The organism is Vibrio porteresiae DSM 19223, from assembly GCF_024347055.1.
Lineage (GTDB): Bacteria > Pseudomonadota > Gammaproteobacteria > Enterobacterales > Vibrionaceae > Vibrio > Vibrio porteresiae.
On sequence record NZ_AP024895.1, the window covers coordinates 1518182 to 1537116 of the forward strand.

Genomic DNA, 18935 nt, shown 5'->3' on the forward strand with positions numbered 1-18935 from the left:
GTGGTAGAAAAATGTGATTTTTCTACCCACGACGGAGTAGATTGTTAACTAGTTCAAGATTTTTTTTGCGGTGAGTAATAAAAAGGAGATAGTTAAGACTATCTCCTAAATAACGCAGTTATTGAAAAGGTTACTTCGAAGTAATCATGACGCGAGTATCTTCAGAGAGCGATTCTAGCTCTTTAGCAAGATCGTCTATCTGACGTTCTGCGGGTAATCGTAGTGCAATGTTAGCAGTAAAAATACTGGCCTGAACACCACCATCATTGGCAATAAAGACACGATTACAGTCCATATCCAATAGGGTAATACCTTGTGAATCAAGTAAATGGGTAATGTCATTGACAATACCCGTGCGATCGTTTGCGTCCAAGCGCAGTTTAAACACCGCTTGTTCATCATGAGGAAGCACATCACTGTCGACGATACTGACCGTCAACTCTGGGTAAGACATAAAAGCATCTTTGACGATGTCGGCGCGATCAATCGGAACTTCCACCTTAATGATCGCTGCAATTTGTTGGTCAATAAAGTTCACTTTGCTTATTAGCCACTTGCCTTCGTTCTCATTGGTAATCGCCGCCAAGTTTTTCAGGGTGCTCGGTGATGTTTTACCAATAAAGCTGACCACAAAATTTTGAATCATAATAACTCTCCAAACGTCGGTTGGGCTTTGATACGCGATTCACTCCACGATGGTAAACCGTATCGAATGTGCTTGAGAAGATCCCTTGCTAGCCGCTCGAGGTGAATTGGGTTTATCTAGTGTATATCTTGGTGAAAATGAGGCTTTGACCCTCTTCAAAGATCCCAAAGTTGCTACTAATACTCCTATTAAGAGGTAGAGCTAACATTTTGAACTAACAGGGATCTGGGGTAAGAATAGTGGTATGTCTTGCGCCAATTCTGAGTAAAATAGCAGGTGGTCGATGGTGTTCTTTATGTAAATGTTATCTAAGCCAAATTGACGTTATCACTCCAGTCTGGCTTTAATCATCAATGACAAGTACAGTAGAGAATCTACTCTTATAAGAGCCGCTAATGTACGAGCGGTCGTAAGAACAATAAGGTGAAAGTATATGCTTAAAATAGCGATGTTGAGTACCGGGGAAGAAGTTCTGCATGGGGACATCGTCGATACGAATGCTGCGTGGTTAGGTCGCGAATGTTTTCAACATGGCTTTGCTTTAGCTAAACGTTCAACGGTAGGAGATAGCCAAGCGGCGATTACCGAAGAACTGATGATGCTCAGCTTTAACTATGATGTCGTGATAGTCAATGGCGGCCTAGGCCCGACAAGTGACGATCTCAGCTCTGCGGCTGCAGCAGAAGCTGCAGATCAGCCATTGGTTCTCTTTCCTGAATGGGTAAAAGTGATGGAAGGCTTTTTTGCTGCGCGCAATAAAGCGATGCCTCAAAGCAATCTCAAACAAGCGATGTTGCCAGAGCAAGCCACCATAGTGGATAACCCCATTGGTACTGCATGTGGGTTTAAGTTGCAGATCAATGATTGTTGGTTCTATTTTACCCCTGGAGTACCCAGCGAATTTAAGCGCATGGTCAGTGAGCAGATATTGCCTGATCTGGCAGTGATGTTCCCTGATGAGCCGCGCTTAGAGTGCAGCTATTTCTATACCTTTGGTTCGTCCGAATCTGGCCTGTCCGATATTTTGGATAAAATGCAATTGCCACAAGGTTACTCACTAGGCTATCGCTCTTACTTGCCATTTATTGAAATTAAGCTGTTTGGTCCCGCGGGAGACGATGAGATTCGTTTGAAGCTAGGGCAGATGATTTATCGTCATATTGAACCCTTCTTGGTCAGTGTGGATGAACCAATGCGCGATCATCTGGGTCATCTTATGCAAGATAAGCAGCAAACCCTATCGATCGCAGAGCAAAGCAGTAAAGGGTGGCTTTCCTATTGGCTGCAAGGCAACAGTGATATCGAGAAACTCTGTGGGCACAGCTGGGTGTTAAGTCATAAAGTCGAAGCCGATTTGGGTATTAAAGATCCATTGGCTGCGGCTTTTGCTCTGGCTGGCGCGACAAAAGAGAAATGCAGTACCGACTTGGCGCTGGTGACCGGTCCGCTACTTGATGGTGACCAATTTACGGTAGCGCTCTCAGCCCCAGAAGGAGAGTGGGGACAAATTTTCCGCTTTAGTCGCCGTTATCCTGCTGATGATCAGAAACAGGTGATCGGCACATTGGCTGCAGATATGTTGCGTCGCTATCTAGCGGGTAAGTCAGTATTCACACAATACAACGCCGCACTGAAAGTAAAAGAGCTTTATATCCCTTCGAGTGCACTCAAGTAATTTCCTCTTTTGTGAGGATAGGGTTAATTTGACCTATCCTCACACTGTCTATTACGTTCTTACACGCTCGTTTTTGCCATCAATTTAATGAATGGTAAGCTTATTCTCTATCCGTAATCTTAATCATTTTTTATGCTTAATCTGTCTAAGAACTAAGCGTATGATTTCGATGGAGAGCTTATTTTTTCGCCAAATTTGCGCTTTTTTTGCTGGTGTTTATCGGTACACTGAGTTGACCAATAAACAATAAGTCGGCAGGAGGCTGGTATGTTTAACCAATCCAAATTGTTGGTCTGGTATGAAGTAGCAAGTCAAAAAGTCGTTTTAGGTGAGGCAATTAGCAGCGGTGCTTACGATATAGCGTCTATGTGGCGGCACATCCCAACTGATTGGGAAGAGCAGGACCATCTTGGGTATCGTCTTTCATTGTTTGATGCAGACGGTCGAGAAATCGCGGCCAAGCCGATACCGGTCGCATTAGTGGATGAAATTTTATCCGGAATAAAACAAGCCAGAGCATAGCTCTGGCTTTTTCTTGGTGATTTGCTTAATAAGTCAAGCGCGAGAGAAGGGACTAAGCGCGCTTGGCTTTCACCTGATAACGAACATCTTTTAGCTCAACGGCGGTTTTTGCTTTGCAAATACAAGGCAATATTTCCCCCGGTTGAGTATAAGCCATGGCAAAACCAACGTAGTCCACGGAGCCAGCAACTAGCTTGCAACGACAAGCACCACAGTGTCCATCGCGGCAGTTATACTCTGGAACAAGCCCTGCTTGCTCCATGCTTTCTAACAACGTATTTGAAGAATTAGACTCAATGGTAACGCTATCGTTGATTTTGACCCGTGCCATTACAGTTCGAAGCCCTCGAAATCATCGCTATTCACTTCAGTGTCGATTTGACCAACCAAGTAAGAGCTGATTTCTGCTTCTTGAGGGGCAACTTGCACGTTGTCAGAAGATAACCATGCATTGATCCATGGAATTGGGTTAGTGTTGGCGCCAGGGTAAGCGGCATCCAAACCCACTGCTTGCATACGGATGTTGGTAATGTATTCAACGTATTGGCATAGAATGTCTTTATTCAAACCGATCATTGAACCATCTTTAAACAGGTATTCAGCCCACTCTTTCTCTTGCTCTGCTGCTTCTTTAAACAGGTCAAAACACTCTTGTTTTGCTTCTTCAGCAATCTGAATGAATGAGAAATCGTCCATACCGTTACGTAGCAGGTTAATCATGTGCTGAGTACCGGTAAGATGTAGAGCTTCATCACGCGCAATCAGCTTAATGATCTTCGCGTTACCTTCCATCAATTCACGTTCAGCAAATGCAAATGAACAGGCGAAACTGACATAGAAACGAATCGCTTCTAGGGCATTAACCGACATCAAGCACAAGTAGAGCTGTTTCTTCAGCGCGCCAAGACTCACATGCACTTGTTCGCCGTTCAGATTGTGTTCGCCTTCACCAAAACGGTGGTAGTCGTTCGTTAGCTGAATCAGTTTATCGTAGAAATGAGAGATGTCTTTCGCACGTTTGATGATGTGGTCGTTTTCAACGATGTCGTCAAACACTAACGCTGGATCGTTAACGATGTTACGAATGATGTGCGTGTATGAACGAGAGTGAATCGTCTCAGAGAATGACCAAGTTTCAATCCAAGTTTCCAATTCTGGTAGCGATACCAAAGGCAGTAGCGCGACGTTTGGACTGCGTCCTTGGATAGAATCCAACAGAGTTTGGTATTTCAAGTTAGAGATGAAAATGTGCTTTTCATGCTCAGGAAGCTTAGCGTAATCGATACGGTCAGCAGAAACGTCAACTTCTTCTGGACGCCAGAAGAAAGAGAGTTGCTTCTCGATAAGCTTTTCAAAGATTTCGTATTTCTGTTGGTCGTAGCGCGCTACGTTTACTGGCTGACCCAAGAACATTGGTTCTTTTAGTTGGTCATTTTTTGTTTGAGTAAAAGTACTGTAAGCCATGTCACTTTCATCCGTTTGGTTACTGCTGTTGAGCATGCAGCAACGTTCAAATTAATGAGGGTTTGCTCTGCAAAGGAGCTGCAATTCTAGCAGCTCCTTTGTCACTCAGAGCGAGATATCGTCAAATCGCTTAGATTTTACAAGCGCCGCCTGCACAATCATCGTCTTGTGGTTGAACCACAGCGTCTTTTTGATCGTCTTTCGCACCATCACGGGTGTTATGGTAGTACAGGGTTTTTACACCAAACTTGTACGCAGTCAGCAAATCTTTCAGCAGCTGTTTCATTGGCACTTTGCCTGATTCATAGCGGCTTGGGTCGTAGTTCGTATTCGATGAAATCGCTTGGTCTACGAATTTTTGCATCACGCCAACAAGGTGTAAGTAACCGTCATTGCTTGGAATATTCCATAGCAGCTCGTAGTTCTCTTTGTATTTGCTGTACTCAGGAACCACCTGCTTCAAAATACCATCTTTCGATGCTTTAACGGATACGTAACCACGAGGTGGTTCGATACCGTTAGTTGCGTTAGAGATTTGTGATGAAGTCTCTGAAGGCATCAATGCAGTCAGGGTTGAGTTACGCAGACCATGTTCCATGATCTCTTTACGTAGACCGTCCCAATCGTAGTGCAGTGGTTCTTCACAAATCAAATCGATATCTTTCTTATAAGTATCGATTGGTAGTAAACCTTTTGCGTAGTTGGTTTCATCAAACGCAGGGCAACGACCTTGCTCTTTCGCTAACGCAACGGATGCTTTGAGCAAGTAATATTGCATTGCTTCAAACGTGCGGTGAGTAAGACCGACAGCACTGTCGTCTGAGTAACGCACGCCATTTTTCGCAAGGTAGTAAGCGTAGTTAATAACACCTATACCCAGCGTACGACGGTTCATGGTTGACTTACGCGCTGCTGGCAGTGGGTAGTCTTGGTAATCCAATAGTGCATCTAGCGCACGAACCACAAGATCAGAAAGCTCTTCAAAGTCATCCAGAGACTTAATTTCACCTAGGTTAAACGCAGAGAGAGTACAAAGTGCAATCTCACCAGAATCGTCTTCTACGTTAGACAGAGGTTTCGTTGGTAGGGCAATTTCCAAACATAGGTTGGACTGACGTACCGGTGCCACACTCGCGTCGAATGGGCTATGAGTATTACAGTGGTCGACGTTTTGGATGTAGATACGACCTGTAGAGGCGCGTTCTTGCATCAATAGGGCAAACAGTTCAACCGCTTTAACAGTCGTTTTCTTGATCGATGAATCGTTTTCGTATTTCACGTACAGACGTTCGAACTCATCTTGATCTTGGAAGAAAGCGTCGTAAAGTCCAGGTACATCAGAAGGAGAGAACAACGTAATGTTGCCACCCTCAACGAGACGTTGATACATCAATTTATTCAGCTGTACGCCGTAGTCCATGTGACGAACACGGTTCTCTTCCACACCACGGTTGTTACGTAGAACCAGTAGAGATTGCGCTTCGCCGTGCCACAATGGGTAGAATACGGTAGCTGCACCGCCACGAACGCCGCCTTGAGAACAGCATTTCACAGCAGTTTGGAAATATTTGTAGAATGGGATACAACCAGTGTGGAACGCTTCACCACCACGAATCTCAGAGCCCAATGCACGAATACGGCCAGCGTTGATACCGATACCAGCACGTTGAGAAACGTAACGTACAATCGAGCTTGCTGTCGCATTGATAGAATCAAGGCTATCACCACATTCAATCAGAACACATGAGCTGAACTGACGAGTAGGGGTACGCACGCCTGCCATGATCGGGGTAGGCAAAGAGATCTTGAATGTCGATGTCGCATCGTAGAAACGTTTGATGTAACCCAAACGCGTCTCTTTTGGATAGTTAGCAAACAGGCAAGCCGCAACCAACATATACAAGAACTGAGCGCTTTCGTAGATTTGACCCGTCACGCGGTTTTGTACGAAGTATTTGCCTTCTAGCTGTTTAACTGCAGCATAAGAGAAGTTCAAATCACGGCGGTGGTCAATATAAGAGTCTAACTGGTCTAACTCAGCACGAGTGTAGTCAGTCAAAAGGTGTTTATCATATTTCCCTTTCTCGATCATTTTCGTTACGTGATTGAATAGCGTTGGTGGCTCATACTCGCCGTACGCTTTCTTACGTAAGTGGAAAATGGCAAGACGCGCTGCCATGTATTGGTAATCTGGCGTCTCTTCGGAGATCAGATCCGCTGCAGATTTAATAATGGTTTCGTGAATGTCTGAAGTCGTGATGCCATCATAAAACTGTATGTGAGCGCGCAGTTCTACTTGAGAGACAGATACGTTCTCTAATCCTTCAGCCGCCCATGTGATAACGCGGTGAATTTTATCGAGATTGATCTTTTCTTTACGGCCATCACGCTTGGTGACAGTGAGTTCTTGGTTCATTCTGCTTTATTTCCCTAACAAAACTGATAAAAGCTGCATTTTGTTTAGTTGTTGTCGAATAACTGCTAACTTTTCTCAAAAAGCAAACCCTATAGATAGTGGGTCAAAACACTATATATAGGGGTCTGTGTCGTTTCGCATTACAAGATAGTGCCATCAAATGGCTATTGCAAGTAAGACTTCTTGAACAGATTGTGGATAACTCGCAAAACAAAAAAAATCAGTTAGTGACTACTTACCGATGATCTAAGAGCAGGGTTGAAGTGAAAAAATCCCTGCTTAGAGATTGTTTTATTGATAACCAAGATTAAAAAAAAATTTCTTGATCTTTCGAAGAAAATTGCTCCGTAAGTCAAGGCGGTTAAAGTGGAATCAAACGCACAAAAGCGCACCAAAAACTGGCAATTTTTCAAGCTGGTTATTTTGTTATCATCTGTTCGCTGGCGAACTAAAACAGCCGAGTGTGGACGATGTAGTTGACATCCACATTACGGCCAAGGCGATAGGTGTCAGTCAAAGGGTTATACAAAAGCCCAGTGATGCCCATCTCCTGAAGAGGGGTATGATCAATCATCTTCATCATTTCAGATGGACGAATGAATTTATCGTGATCGTGAGTGTTCTCTGGCACGATTTTCATTAGCTTCTCTGCACCAACAATGGCAAACAGATAGGATTTGAAGTTGCGGTTTAGGGTAGAAAAAAACACATGGCCACCCGGTTTAACCAAGCGAGAACAAGCATCAATTACTGACTGTGGATCAGGCACGTGTTCTAACATCTCCATGCAGGTGACCACATCGTAATGTTGAGGAAGCGCTAATGCATGGTCTTCAATTGTGCTTTGAATGTAATTGAGCTTAGTACCGGTTTCTAATGCGTGAAGTCTGGCAACTTCAAGTGGCTCTTTACCCATATCAAGACCAGTGACGAGAGCCCCTTCTCGTGCCATACTTTCGGCGAGGATACCACCACCACAGCCAACATCGAGCACGTTTTTACCAAACAGGCCTTGGGCCTTATCTAAGACATAATTGAGACGTAGCGGGTTAATCTGATGTAGCGGTTTAAATTCGCCTTGCAGGTCCCACCAACGAGAAGCCATATCTTCAAATTTTTTTATTTCGTTTGGGTCGACATTTTGTGCTTGAGTCATGCGTATCTTGCCTATGATGCTCATTGAACGTGTTGAGTGTGGGTCGCATTATAACTCTGCGACGAAAGTTCACCAGTGCTTATCTTGGATTACCTGCCGTGTGCCTAATTTTTCAACGCTTTAGTCTTGAGGCTTTGGATAATGGGCAATTTGTCGACAAACGAATCTCAACCAAGGTCACAACATGATAAAAGCAGTGGGAAAGTAATGCCTCAATAACAAAATTTGTGTTATATTTTTTCACCTTATACGTATCAATTATATCTAGAAGGCAATTTTGCTCAGTTTTGGTTAAAAGCTAATCAAAATGGCAAAGGGAGCCGTTTTATCTGGATATACCGATCAAACTATAGAGGGATAATGGCTCTATGAGCGATCTAGCTAAAGAGATCACGCCCATAAACATTGAGGATGAGCTTCGCGGTTCATACCTAGACTATGCGATGTCTGTTATCGTAGGTCGTGCTCTTCCTGATGTGCGTGATGGCCTAAAACCAGTACACCGTCGTGTTCTATTTGCGATGAATGTATTGGGTAATGACTGGAATAAACCTTATAAAAAATCTGCCCGTGTTGTCGGCGACGTAATCGGTAAATATCACCCGCATGGTGATACAGCGGTTTACGATACTATCGTGCGTATGGCTCAGCCATTCTCACTGCGCTACATGCTTGTGGATGGTCAAGGGAACTTTGGTTCGATCGATGGTGACTCTGCTGCAGCAATGCGTTATACCGAAGTGCGTATGGCGAAAATTGCCCACGAGTTGCTGGCAGACCTAGACAAAGAAACTGTCGATTTCGTTGATAACTATGACGGCACTGAACAAATTCCTGCCGTATTGCCAACGAGAGTTCCTAACCTACTGGTCAACGGTGCCTCTGGTATCGCGGTAGGTATGGCAACCAATATTCCACCACACAACCTCACTGAAGTGATTAACGGTTGTTTGGCGTACATTGATAATGAAGCCATCACTATTGACGAGTTGATGGAATTCATTCCTGGTCCAGACTTCCCAACGGCAGCTATCATCAGCGGTCGTAAAGGTATCATCGACGCATACAAAACCGGTCGCGGTAAAGTGTATATGCGTTCGAAAGCGGAAATTGAAGCCGATAAACATGGTAAAGAAACCATTATCGTGACTGAAATTCCGTATCAAGTGAACAAAGCTCGCTTGATCGAGAAAATTGCTGAACTAGTTAAAGACAAAAAAGTTGAAGGCATCAGTGCTCTACGTGACGAATCTGATAAAGATGGTATGCGTATTGTTATTGAATGTAAGCGTGATGCTGTAGGTGAAGTGGTGTTAAACAACCTTTACGCCAACACTCAGCTACAAACCACTTTCGGTATCAACATGGTGGCACTAAACGAAGGCCAACCTCAGTTGTTTAACCTGAAAGACATGCTGAAATGCTTCGTTAACCACCGCCGTGAAGTGGTGACTCGTCGTACGATTTTCGAACTTCGTAAAGCGCGCGACCGTGCACACATCTTGGAAGGTTTGGCACTTGCATTAGCCAACATCGATGAGATCATTGAACTGATTCGTCGTGCACCAACCCCAGCAGAAGCAAAACAAGGCTTGATTGCTCGCGGTTGGGAATTGGGCAACGTTGCTGCCATGTTAGAACGTACTGGTGAAGATGCACGTCCAGAGTGGCTAGAGCCAAACTTTGGTATTCGTGATGGTCATTACTATCTAACAGAACAACAAGCTCAAGCGATTTTGGACTTGCGTCTACACCGCTTGACTGGTCTAGAACACGAAAAAATTCTAGATGAATACAAAGCGCTGCTACAACAAATCGAAGAACTGCTGTTCATTCTGTCTAGCACAGAACGTCTGATGGAAGTGATTCGTGAAGAACTTGAAGTGATTCGCGATAACTACGGTGACGCACGTCGTACCGAAATCACAGCAGCTAGCCATGACATCGACCTAGAAGAGCTGATTGCTCGTGAAGATGTTGTAGTGACACTGTCACACGAAGGCTACGTGAAATACCAACTACTGAGCGACTATGAAGCTCAACGTCGTGGTGGTAAAGGTAAGAGTGCAACTCGCATGAAAGACGAAGATTACATCGAACGTCTTCTTGTTGCGAATACTCACGATAATATCCTTTGCTTCTCGACTCGTGGTAAAACGTACCGCTTGAAAGTATATCAATTACCTCAAGCAACCCGTACTGCACGTGGTAAGCCAATTGTGAACATTCTTCCTTTGGAAGCGAATGAACGCATTACGGCGATTCTTCCTGTTGCTGAATACTCTGAAGATAAATACATCTTCATGGCAACGGGTGACGGTACAGTTAAGAAAACATCGCTTGATCAATTTGCCAATGTACGTGCAAATGGTCTGATTGCCGTTAACCTGCGTGATGATGATTCATTGATTGGTGTCGACATTACTGATGGTAACAGCGATATCATGCTGTTCTCTAAATCGGGTAAAGTCGTACGCTTTAACGAACAACACGTTCGTGGCATGGGACGTACTGCTTCGGGTGTACGTGGTATGAAACTGGCCGAAGGCGACCAAGTGGTTTCTTTGATCGTACCTCATTCAGATGGCGACATCCTTACTGTCACTGAAAACGGTTACGGTAAACGTACCAAACTTGAAGAGTACCCACAAAAAGGTCGTGCGACCCAAGGTGTGGTTTCAATCAAAGTGTCAGAGCGTAATGGTTCCGTAGTTGGCGCTGTTCAAACAACTGAACGTGATGAGTTTATGATGATCACAAACGCGGGCACATTGGTTCGTACTCGCGTGGCTGAAGTGAGCCAAGTGGGTCGTAACACTCAAGGTGTCACGTTGATCCGTACCTCTGAAGAAGAGCAGGTTGTTGCACTACAACGTATCGATGAAGTGGAAGAGTCTGATGAAGAGCTACTTGATGGCGAATCAGAAGTAATTGAAACTCAAGATATTATTGAAGAAAGTGACGACAACGATGTTGCTTCAGACAGTGATGAAGACGAACAAGAATAACGCCAAATAAGGCTAAGTTCGTTAATTGCCACTCGAAAAAATAAACCAAAGCCGGATGAATAATCCGGCTTTTTTATTGATCAAAAATGGGCAATAAATAGATCTATTTTGAGGATCAATAACGATCCTTAATTACTTTCTGGTAATTACGATCCCAAATTATTTGTTGGCGAATATATAAGATCAGGTGATTAGCAAAATTTTTTTCAGTAATTTATTTACATTTGATAAATTTATATATAATTATAATAAATAGAGATACTGGTTAAGCACTGAGCAGTCATGTGTCATTTGGAATGGATATTGACCACAAACTGATGGTTCTTTCATCTGTGGATAGTTTTGATGGGAATGCAAGGTCAATTTTGTGATGATAATTCCATATTTTTCATTCATTTGGCATATATCAGTGAAACATGTTATTATTTTTGAGACTCATATATAACGCAATAACGCATTGGGGAAACCATCGTGGAATACGAAACTATTACTCAGTTAAAAAAGGATTTTTATACGCGTATTCGTTCGATTCAAACGAACTCAGTTCCGCAATGTAAGCCGACGCTATCTCTGCTCACGGAAGAGGAGCTGAAGCAACTCGAGCAGATATGGGTTGAACTCACCATGTGGAAAAACAGCCAGCGTCATTAATCATTTGCTAAATTATTTGCCAGAGTCACTATCTGAATTGTAAACCCAGGTCTATGAATGAACTGGGTTTTTTGTTGCTCTTTTATCAATTTGTTATAATATAACATTTAAAAGTCGTAGGTTTTCGTTGAAAAAATGGGAGTATGTCCCCATAGTTAGCAACACGAAAAGATTTCGACACACAGACTATACCCAAATCACCTTAATCCGTTGTCTTTGCTAGTGTCGATAAGCTAAGTTTCGCACTTGCCGTACCTCTTGAAGTGATTTGGGTATAAGTAACGTGCATTAATACAGAATATAGATAAGTGAGTGAAGATATGGCGGAAGTAAGAGCCAGGGTTGACTTCAAAGTAGGCGCTAAGAGTAATATCGATGCAGAGATTCTCTCTTTTCGCGGGTTAAAAACGGATAAAGAACACGTTGCTGTGATCTTTAAACATGCAGACGAAACCCAAGAAGTCCCTTTAGTGCGTATGCATTCTGAGTGTTTGACGGGGGATGTTTTCCATTCGTCTCGCTGTGATTGCGGCGAACAGTTAGAAGAAACTATCAATAAGATGGGTGTGCACGGCGGTATTATCCTTTATTTACGTCAAGAAGGGCGTGGTATTGGTTTATACAATAAGATCGATGCTTACCGCCTACAGAGCCAAGGTATGGATACATACCAAGCCAATAATGAACTCGGTTTTGCTGACGACTTGCGTGATTTCACTGAAGCGGCGCAAATGCTTAAAGCGCTAAACATAACTAAGATTCGTTTAGTGACCAACAATCCTAAAAAAGTACGTGAATTAAAAGAGCACGGTATTGAGATTGTGGATGTGGTCAACACGGCTGCCCATATTAAAGACGGTAACGAAAGTTACCTGAAAGCCAAAGTTTCTCACGGTCATCACCATCTTAAGCTTTCTTAACGTTAGACAGAGCGCTTATCGACAGGTTTGGCTTTCGATAACCGATGAAATAGAACCTCGCGAATGCGGGGTTTATTTTTATCTGTCGTACTTATTGAGAAAATAATTACTACTCTTGGCATAACACTCAGGGGAAATCTTTGCCATAATGTGGATACACTGTAAGTTATTATTTTGCATAGGTTGAATGGATGAAGCTACGCTATCGGTGCTGGGTGGCATTTTGGTTGGTGTTGGGATGTCAGCACGTTGGCGCACAAGACTTAAACCCCTTTATTGAGCGTGATTGGATTGTCGCCAAATCACCGGTGACCTTTTTTATTCAATATCCCGATCAAATAGAGCAACTCTATGCGAAAAATGGTTATCAGCGCCTCTGGGTTGATCTTAATAGTGGCTTAGCCTTAGAACATCAGTTGGAATTGATCAAAAGTGCCGGGATCAGTCCATTATTTGATCGTCAGCTACGCTATCTCACTTTATATCGAGAACGTAAATCGTGGTACGAATATGATCTTCTCGCAACCGACACCTTGTTGATGTTTCTTAGCTATGCTGAACGTGCGCCCCACGAAGGCATGACGTGGTTTTTTAAATTAAAGCTGAATCATCGGTTACCTGTACCAAGTAAACAAGCGCTATTTAATCTAGAGATGGCGTTTGAATTACACACCCTTATCGATTTGATCAACGATTACGCGCCGCGGGATAAAAGCTATTTTCAGCTTGTTAATGCCTATGACTTTTTAGGACGCATAGCAGACTCTTCTTTGCCAATATATCGTCAGCAAGGAGTGGTTTCTCCCGGAAATAAACTCGCTGATCGCAAAGCATTAATTGCCCGCTTAGCTCTGGTGAATATTGATACTAGCCAAATCGTGCAAGAGGGTGACCGCTATGATGATTCATTACTTAAGCCGGTGGCTGATTTTCAACGTATGCATGGATTGCATGCTGATGGCGTGATAGGTCCAACGACGGTTCGGTGGTTAAATATGAGCGTTGCCGAGCGGCGTCATCTATTGGCAGTTAATGCTGAACGAATGCGCCTATGGCCGGTACAAGAGAAAGCGTCCATTGTTGTCAATGTACCAGAGTACGAGATGACCTATTGGTTTGAAGGCGCTAAAGTCTTTCAGTCTCGTGTGATTGTTGGACGCAGAACGCGGCCAACACCGCTAATTACAACGCGATTAGATTCACTCATCTTTAATCCCATCTGGCATGTCCCACATAAGATTATGGTGGAGGATATTCTGCCGTTGGCGATTGAAAAACCAGATTATCTGAAAGAACACAATATTGAAGTGGTCAAAGAGTGGCGCGACAGTGAAACGGTCGACCCTGCGACGATTGACTGGCCCAATGTGGATCCGTCGCATTTCCCTTACAAAATGCGTCAAACGGCAGGGGATCATAATTCGCTTGGAATATACAAATTTAATACCCCGAATCGTAACGCCATTTATTTGCATGACACGCCACATAAAGAGCTGTTTGGCAGTGCTGCTCGTGCATACAGCTCGGGCTGCGTTCGCGTACAAGACGCCAGTGGGTTCGCCAAACTTCTGATGACCAAGCCCGGATTGGCTCTTGAGCCAACGGTTGAAGAAGAGGCCAGCAGCAACTTTGCTGTTGCGTTGAAACAACACATTCCCGTACGTATGATCTATCAGACCGCTTGGTACGCCCAAGGGGAAGTCCATTATCGCGCGGATATTTACCGCTATGATCGAATCTCGTCGGTTAAGGGCAAAGTTCATTAACGAGAATGGGCTGAATCAATGCGGCATCAAAGGGTTGCGAGCCTTGTCAAATCGAGATGAGAGTGTCATAGTGCGATCAATTTCGATAGACAAACAAGGTTTTATTATGTCTCTCCAATATCAAATTGTGCCAGTCACTTCATTTGCACAAAACTGTTCGATTGTCTGGTGTGATGAAACCATGCAAGGGATCGTGATCGATCCAGGTGGTGACGCTAAACAGTTGGCAACCTTGATCAATGAATTGGGTGTCAAGGTGACGCAATTGGTGTTGACTCATGGTCACTTAGATCACGTGGGTGGTACTGAAGATTTGGCTCGCCGTCTTGAGCATGTCCGCATTGTTGGACCTCAAAAAGAAGATGAATTCTGGCTCCAAGGCTTAGAATCACAAAGCCAGATGTTCGGCTTTGCCAAAACAGAATCGTTTGAACCAGACCAATGGCTTAACGATGGTGATACCGTGAGTTTTGGTAACCAGAGCTTGCAGGTGTACCACACTCCGGGTCATACACCAGGTCATGTGATTCTGTTTAGTGAAGAGGCTCGTTTAGCCTTTGTGGGTGATGTGTTGTTTAATGGCAGTATCGGTCGTACCGATTTCCCGCGTGGTGATTTCAACACCTTGATTCAATCGATCAAAACCAAATTATGGCCGCTAGGTAATGATGTCACCTTCGTACCTGGGCATGGTCCTAAATCGACGTTTGGCCGTGAGCGCGCGAGTAATCCGTTTGTTGCGGATGAAATGCCACTTTAAGCTTGAGTTGTGTCTGGCTCGGCTGCTGCTAAATAGCGGCGAGCCAGACCAACAAAATCTTCCGCTTCTCGATCAAGATCTGCCGTCGAGATAAAAATATCGTAACCATGAAACTCACGCTGATAATGCATGCGGTTAGCGAGCATCGCTGCTAGCCCAGAATAGCGTTTGCCGTGCTTTCCTTCATAAGGCAGCGCATCAAGAATAATATCTTCAAATTGTGCCCCCATAGGATGCTGTTTAGCACCGAGGTAGAGCAGGGCACGTTGACTCATCAAAATATCACTGGCCAAGCGTGGACAAATGCTGTCTAGATACGGTTCATACTGTTTTAAGCGAATTCCAATCCATGGCAGTGGTTGACACCAACCCTCGGCATTTTGATATTCACAAATCCCTATTTGTTGAATGTTGCTCCACTTCACCACCCAACCGCCTTTAGCCACCTGCTGTGAGAGATGCGTCGCCGTTAAGGTGAATTGCACACGGCTTAAACGCAATATCCACCACGACAAACCAAACAGCAGCACCAACAAACAGAGAATCACCACTAAATGGTAAAGCGAGGGTGCCCACCATAAGGTAAGGCAACATAAGATGGCAAATAACCCGACCGCGCCCCATTTTAGCCACGGTGTTTGCCAATCGAGATGATGGTTGCATAAATGAACAGTTTGCATATGTTGGCTGATTACTGATTGAAAAGTCTGTATTTATACTCAGTATTTATAACTTGGATCACTATAACTCATGGTTAAATAGTAGTCATCCACTTCGATAAAATGCATTTTTCGTCGATTAGATCGGGGATGACCCTACAAAAGACCACGAATATTTGGTATAAAACGCGCTTCAATTTTCACCACTGCACCAACGCAGTGAAATGGAGACATACTCAATGAGACTTGCTCATAAGCGCAAAGTGCAGGCAAAACTGCAAAAGCGCATGAAAGCGATTGTAGCTAATCTATCTTCAACGCCAAAAGTAGCAAAAACGGCTAAGGTAAAACCTGTTACAGAAAAAACTGTAAAAGCCGTACCAGCAGCCGCAAAAGTAGTAGCTGCAACTCAGGCGACTGTTGCTTTGACACCAAAACAACAACAAGTATTAGATATCGTTGCTGCAAACGCTGAAGGTATTAATCCAAAATCGATTGGTTTGGCTGCAGGTCAAGAAGACGCAAAAGCGGCTTCTTGGGCAACAGGTGCTTTGAAAAAACTGTTAGATGAAAATCTTGTAGTGAAAGAGCAGCTAAGCGGCAATAAAGTTATCTACAAAGCGATCTAATCTACACTTACCAGTGTCGATAACTTTATTAAAAAAAGAGAGGCCCCGTCATCACGGGGCCTCTCTTTTTGTATTGCGTCTATTGTGTTTCTAGCGCACTTAATCTTCGTGCTTTGAAATACTGCCAATTTCGAGCATCGGCGCAACATCAATTTTCTCGGCGTTCATCATTGCTGAAAGGCGCTGTACAGAAGAGAGCAGTAGCGTCTGTTCCCAATCATCTAATTTCTGGAAACGTTCCACGAAATTGTCTTGGAGCGGCTGTGGTGCTTTAGCCAATAACGAACGTCCTTCATCAGTCAAGTAAGCGTGCACTTTACGTTTGTCTGATTCACTGCGTACGCGTGTAACGTAGCCATTTCTTTCTAGGCGATCCAGGATGGTGGTCGCTGTCGCTTGGCTCATATTGGTGTGTTTCGACAACTCACGAATGGTCACTTGACCTAGTGAGTCAATCGAACGCATTAAAATAAGCTGCGGTCCGGTTAAACCAGCGTGTTTACTCAACTGTTTTGAGTGTAAATCGATGGCGCGGATGATCTGGCGGATGGCAACCAGAACTTCTTCATGTTTTTCCAATTTATCCAGTCCGAAAAGAGGGTTGTAACTTTAGCGGGGACAATAACGCACTTGAGTGCTGATGAAAAGTGTTGAAGTCATACTTTTTTTTACGCCCATCGATACCATATTAAACCATATGTTATGTAGTGAAATGTTTCGTCTAGTAATTAAATGCAAAACTCAATCTGGCTATTTATTGCTCTCAAGGTTGCTAATTTACGGTTTTTTAGGTCAGTTTTACGCCATTAGCTAGACGGGCTAATGTATATATGTATACTATTATGCCTCGATGAAATCCGAATTAAAGTATGTAGACGAAACAATTGGATTGAGATTTCTTCTCTCTTGTTTTGATAACACACCTATTAGGATCCATCTGGAATAATTTAAGAGAGGTCAAATGACGAAGGGTATCGATAAATACAGTATTGATAATACGGATTACACCATAGGGCAGGATAACGTCCAAAAATGGGGTTTTGATGTCCATAACTCAGTATTCGGCATTAGCGCCGGATTGATTTTGCTATTTTTGGTGGCCACCTTGGTGACGGATCCAGAAACAGCGAAGACAGCCCTTAACGGGGTAAAGACTCAGATCATCAACACTTTTGATGTCTTGTTTATGTGGTCTGGTAATATTTTTGTGATTTTCTGTTTGGCGTTGATTGTCTCGCCTTACGGTCGTATTCGCCTTGGTGGTAAAGAAGCAACAGCAGAACACTCATTCCTATCATGGTTGTCGATGTTATTCGCTGCTGGTATGGGTATCGGTTTGATGTTCTGGAGTGTGGCTGAACCGGCTGGTTATTTCTCTGGTGCTTATGGCACGCCGCTCAATGTAGCAGCTAACACCCCTGAAGCGGCGAAAGTCGCTCTGGGTGCAACCATGTTCCATTGGGGTTTACACCCTTGGGCTATTTACGGTGTGGTTGCGTTATCCTTGGCATTTTTCTGTTACAACAAAGGCTTGCCGCTTTCGATTCGCTCCATCTTTTTCCCAATTCTTGGCGACCGTGCTTGGGGCTGGGCAGGTCATATCGTTGATATCCTAGCGGTTCTAGCCACCTTGTTTGGCTTAGCAACATCGTTAGGCTTAGGCGCACAACAGGCTGCAAGTGGTATTCACCATGTATTCGGTATCGATGCTGGTATCGGCTTACAAATTGTGGTGATCATTGGTGTCACGATTTTGGCGACGATCTCCGTGGTACGTGGTATTGATGGTGGGGTGAAAATCATCTCTAACATCAATATGGTGATTGCCTTTGGTTTATTAATCGCAGTGGCGTTAATTGGTTATTCAGTGACCTTTAGCACCATTCCAGAAACCTTAACGGGTTACGTAGAAAACATCATTGCCTTGAGTAATCCTCATGGTCGTGAAGATGAAACTTGGATGCACGGTTGGACAATCTTCTACTGGGCATGGTGGATTTCATGGTCACCATTCGTGGGTATGTTCATTGCACGCGTTTCGAAAGGTCGTACTGTACGTGAATTTATGATTGCTGTGCTTTTGGTACCAACCTTAGTGACTCTGATTTGGATGTCGGTATTTGGTGGCCTAGCTATCGACCAGATTGTTCATCAAGTGGGTTCACTTGGTCACGAAGGTCTCAATGACGTTTCGCTGGCAATGTTCCAAATGTTTGATGCTCTGCCTTATGGCGACGTACTTTCAGTGATTGGTGTCGTGCTCGTATTGGTGTTCTTTATTACCTCATCGGACTCAGGTTCGCTGGTGATCGACAGTATTACCGCTGGTGGTAAATTGGATGCGCCAGTTCCACAACGAGTATTTTGGGCATTGATGGAAGGGGCGATTGCGATTGCATTGCTTTGGATTGGTGGTAGTGATGCGATTCAAGCACTCCAAGCCGGCGCTATCTCTACCGCACTGCCGTTTACCGTGATTCTATTGCTGATGTGTGTCAGCTTGATCAAAGGGATGCGCACCGAAGAGTTCTAATCTCAGTTAGAAGATCAAACATCCATGCAATATAAAGGGCCAATTTATTGGCCCTTTTCGTTATTTATGTAGAACGATAAATAGTTAACTAGATAAAACTGTTAGTATTACTGCTTAATTTGATAGAAAA

At 43.9% G+C, this 18935-nt stretch carries 16 protein-coding genes; 9 read left to right on the top strand and 7 right to left on the bottom strand.

The window, feature by feature from the left end:
* Positions 1 to 130: 130 nt before the first annotated feature.
* Positions 131 to 646, bottom strand: coding sequence for a glycine cleavage system protein R (locus OCV11_RS07005; RefSeq protein ID WP_261895912.1), 516 nt, complete (start codon positions 644 to 646; stop codon positions 131 to 133).
* 433 nt (positions 647 to 1079) lie between these two features.
* Between OCV11_RS07005 and OCV11_RS07010 the strand changes: the two genes are divergently transcribed.
* Together OCV11_RS07010 and OCV11_RS07015 are read left to right on the top strand one after the other, a co-directional pair.
* On the top strand, positions 1080 to 2321 hold the full coding sequence (locus OCV11_RS07010) for a CinA family nicotinamide mononucleotide deamidase-related protein (RefSeq protein ID WP_261895913.1): 1242 nt from the start codon (positions 1080 to 1082) through the stop codon (positions 2319 to 2321).
* 267 nt (positions 2322 to 2588) lie between these two features.
* Positions 2589 to 2843 (top strand): hypothetical protein, encoded by a 255-nt coding sequence (locus OCV11_RS07015; protein ID WP_261895914.1) that lies wholly within the window; start codon positions 2589 to 2591, stop codon positions 2841 to 2843.
* 52 nt (positions 2844 to 2895) lie between these two features.
* On the opposite strand, the gene yfaE is transcribed toward OCV11_RS07015, so the two are convergent.
* The 4 genes from yfaE to ubiG form a co-directional block, all read right to left on the bottom strand.
* The gene (gene yfaE, locus OCV11_RS07020; RefSeq protein ID WP_261895919.1) at positions 2896 to 3174 is read right to left on the bottom strand and encodes a class I ribonucleotide reductase maintenance protein YfaE; all 279 of its coding nucleotides are present in this window, start codon (positions 3172 to 3174) and stop codon (positions 2896 to 2898) included.
* Positions 3174 to 4307 carry a class Ia ribonucleoside-diphosphate reductase subunit beta gene (gene nrdB / locus OCV11_RS07025; protein ID WP_261895920.1) on the bottom strand — a complete coding sequence of 378 codons (1134 nt, stop codon included), beginning with the start codon at positions 4305 to 4307 and terminating at the stop codon, positions 3174 to 3176. Before nrdB ends, yfaE begins: the two co-directional genes overlap by 1 nt.
* A 130-nt stretch (positions 4308 to 4437) precedes the next feature.
* Entirely contained in the window at positions 4438 to 6723 is a 2286-nt protein-coding gene (nrdA, locus tag OCV11_RS07030; RefSeq protein WP_261895922.1) for a class 1a ribonucleoside-diphosphate reductase subunit alpha, read from the bottom strand.
* 448 nt (positions 6724 to 7171) lie between these two features.
* Positions 7172 to 7879, bottom strand: coding sequence for a bifunctional 2-polyprenyl-6-hydroxyphenol methylase/3-demethylubiquinol 3-O-methyltransferase UbiG (ubiG, locus tag OCV11_RS07035; RefSeq protein ID WP_261895923.1), 708 nt, complete (start codon positions 7877 to 7879; stop codon positions 7172 to 7174).
* 368 nt (positions 7880 to 8247) lie between these two features.
* Between ubiG and gyrA the strand changes: the two genes are divergently transcribed.
* The 5 genes from gyrA to OCV11_RS07060 all read left to right on the top strand — a co-directional run bounded on the left by gyrA (position 8248) and on the right by OCV11_RS07060 (position 14984).
* Complete coding sequence (gyrA, locus tag OCV11_RS07040; protein ID WP_261895924.1) at positions 8248 to 10887, top strand: DNA gyrase subunit A; 2640 nt, start codon at positions 8248 to 8250, stop codon at positions 10885 to 10887.
* 471 nt (positions 10888 to 11358) lie between these two features.
* Positions 11359 to 11538: a hypothetical protein gene (locus OCV11_RS07045; protein ID WP_261895925.1), complete on the top strand. Its 180-nt coding sequence runs from the start codon at positions 11359 to 11361 to the stop codon at positions 11536 to 11538.
* 320 nt (positions 11539 to 11858) lie between these two features.
* Positions 11859 to 12458: a GTP cyclohydrolase II gene (locus OCV11_RS07050; RefSeq protein ID WP_261895926.1), complete on the top strand. Its 600-nt coding sequence runs from the start codon at positions 11859 to 11861 to the stop codon at positions 12456 to 12458.
* Positions 12459 to 12649: 191 nt separating this feature from the next.
* Positions 12650 to 14224 carry a L,D-transpeptidase family protein gene (locus tag OCV11_RS07055; RefSeq protein WP_261895927.1) on the top strand — a complete coding sequence of 525 codons (1575 nt, stop codon included), beginning with the start codon at positions 12650 to 12652 and terminating at the stop codon, positions 14222 to 14224.
* Positions 14225 to 14330: 106 nt separating this feature from the next.
* Entirely contained in the window at positions 14331 to 14984 is a 654-nt protein-coding gene (locus OCV11_RS07060) for an MBL fold metallo-hydrolase (RefSeq protein ID WP_261895928.1), read from the top strand.
* On the opposite strand, the gene OCV11_RS07065 is transcribed toward OCV11_RS07060, so the two are convergent.
* Positions 14981 to 15664: a DUF2982 domain-containing protein gene (locus OCV11_RS07065; protein WP_261895929.1), complete on the bottom strand. Its 684-nt coding sequence runs from the start codon at positions 15662 to 15664 to the stop codon at positions 14981 to 14983. The two genes, OCV11_RS07060 and OCV11_RS07065, sit on opposite strands and share 4 nt — an antisense overlap.
* A 218-nt stretch (positions 15665 to 15882) precedes the next feature.
* Here OCV11_RS07065 and OCV11_RS07070 point away from each other — a divergent pair, with 218 nt between their 5' ends.
* Positions 15883 to 16272: a MarR family transcriptional regulator gene (locus OCV11_RS07070; protein ID WP_261895931.1), complete on the top strand. Its 390-nt coding sequence runs from the start codon at positions 15883 to 15885 to the stop codon at positions 16270 to 16272.
* Positions 16273 to 16371: 99 nt separating this feature from the next.
* Here OCV11_RS07070 and OCV11_RS07075 read toward each other — a convergent pair whose 3' ends face one another.
* Complete coding sequence (locus tag OCV11_RS07075; RefSeq protein ID WP_261895933.1) at positions 16372 to 16851, bottom strand: MarR family winged helix-turn-helix transcriptional regulator; 480 nt, start codon at positions 16849 to 16851, stop codon at positions 16372 to 16374.
* A 382-nt stretch (positions 16852 to 17233) separates the two neighbouring features.
* On the opposite strand from OCV11_RS07075, the gene OCV11_RS07080 reads away from it, so the two are divergent.
* On the top strand, positions 17234 to 18805 hold the full coding sequence (locus OCV11_RS07080) for a BCCT family transporter (protein WP_261895935.1): 1572 nt from the start codon (positions 17234 to 17236) through the stop codon (positions 18803 to 18805).
* Positions 18806 to 18935: the final 130 nt, after the last annotated feature.

What these genes read in the sequence shown, in the direction of transcription:
- gyrA (WP_261895924.1), top strand. Translation starts at nt 8,248, where the DNA reads ATGAGCGATCTAGCTAAAGAGATCACGCCCATAAACATTGAGGATGAG.
- OCV11_RS07050 (WP_261895926.1), top strand. Translation starts at nt 11,859, where the DNA reads ATGGCGGAAGTAAGAGCCAGGGTTGACTTCAAAGTAGGCGCTAAGAGT.
- nrdB (WP_261895920.1), bottom strand. Translation starts at nt 4,307, where the DNA reads ATGGCTTACAGTACTTTTACTCAAACAAAAAATGACCAACTAAAAGAA.
- yfaE (WP_261895919.1), bottom strand. Translation starts at nt 3,174, where the DNA reads ATGGCACGGGTCAAAATCAACGATAGCGTTACCATTGAGTCTAATTCT.
- OCV11_RS07005 (WP_261895912.1), bottom strand. Translation starts at nt 646, where the DNA reads ATGATTCAAAATTTTGTGGTCAGCTTTATTGGTAAAACATCACCGAGC.
- nrdA (WP_261895922.1), bottom strand. Translation starts at nt 6,723, where the DNA reads ATGAACCAAGAACTCACTGTCACCAAGCGTGATGGCCGTAAAGAAAAG.
- OCV11_RS07080 (WP_261895935.1), top strand. Translation starts at nt 17,234, where the DNA reads ATGACGAAGGGTATCGATAAATACAGTATTGATAATACGGATTACACC.
- OCV11_RS07060 (WP_261895928.1), top strand. Translation starts at nt 14,331, where the DNA reads ATGTCTCTCCAATATCAAATTGTGCCAGTCACTTCATTTGCACAAAAC.
- OCV11_RS07010 (WP_261895913.1), top strand. Translation starts at nt 1,080, where the DNA reads ATGCTTAAAATAGCGATGTTGAGTACCGGGGAAGAAGTTCTGCATGGG.
- OCV11_RS07015 (WP_261895914.1), top strand. Translation starts at nt 2,589, where the DNA reads ATGTTTAACCAATCCAAATTGTTGGTCTGGTATGAAGTAGCAAGTCAA.
- ubiG (WP_261895923.1), bottom strand. Translation starts at nt 7,879, where the DNA reads ATGACTCAAGCACAAAATGTCGACCCAAACGAAATAAAAAAATTTGAA.
- OCV11_RS07065 (WP_261895929.1), bottom strand. Translation starts at nt 15,664, where the DNA reads ATGCAAACTGTTCATTTATGCAACCATCATCTCGATTGGCAAACACCG.
- OCV11_RS07055 (WP_261895927.1), top strand. Translation starts at nt 12,650, where the DNA reads ATGAAGCTACGCTATCGGTGCTGGGTGGCATTTTGGTTGGTGTTGGGA.
- OCV11_RS07070 (WP_261895931.1), top strand. Translation starts at nt 15,883, where the DNA reads ATGAGACTTGCTCATAAGCGCAAAGTGCAGGCAAAACTGCAAAAGCGC.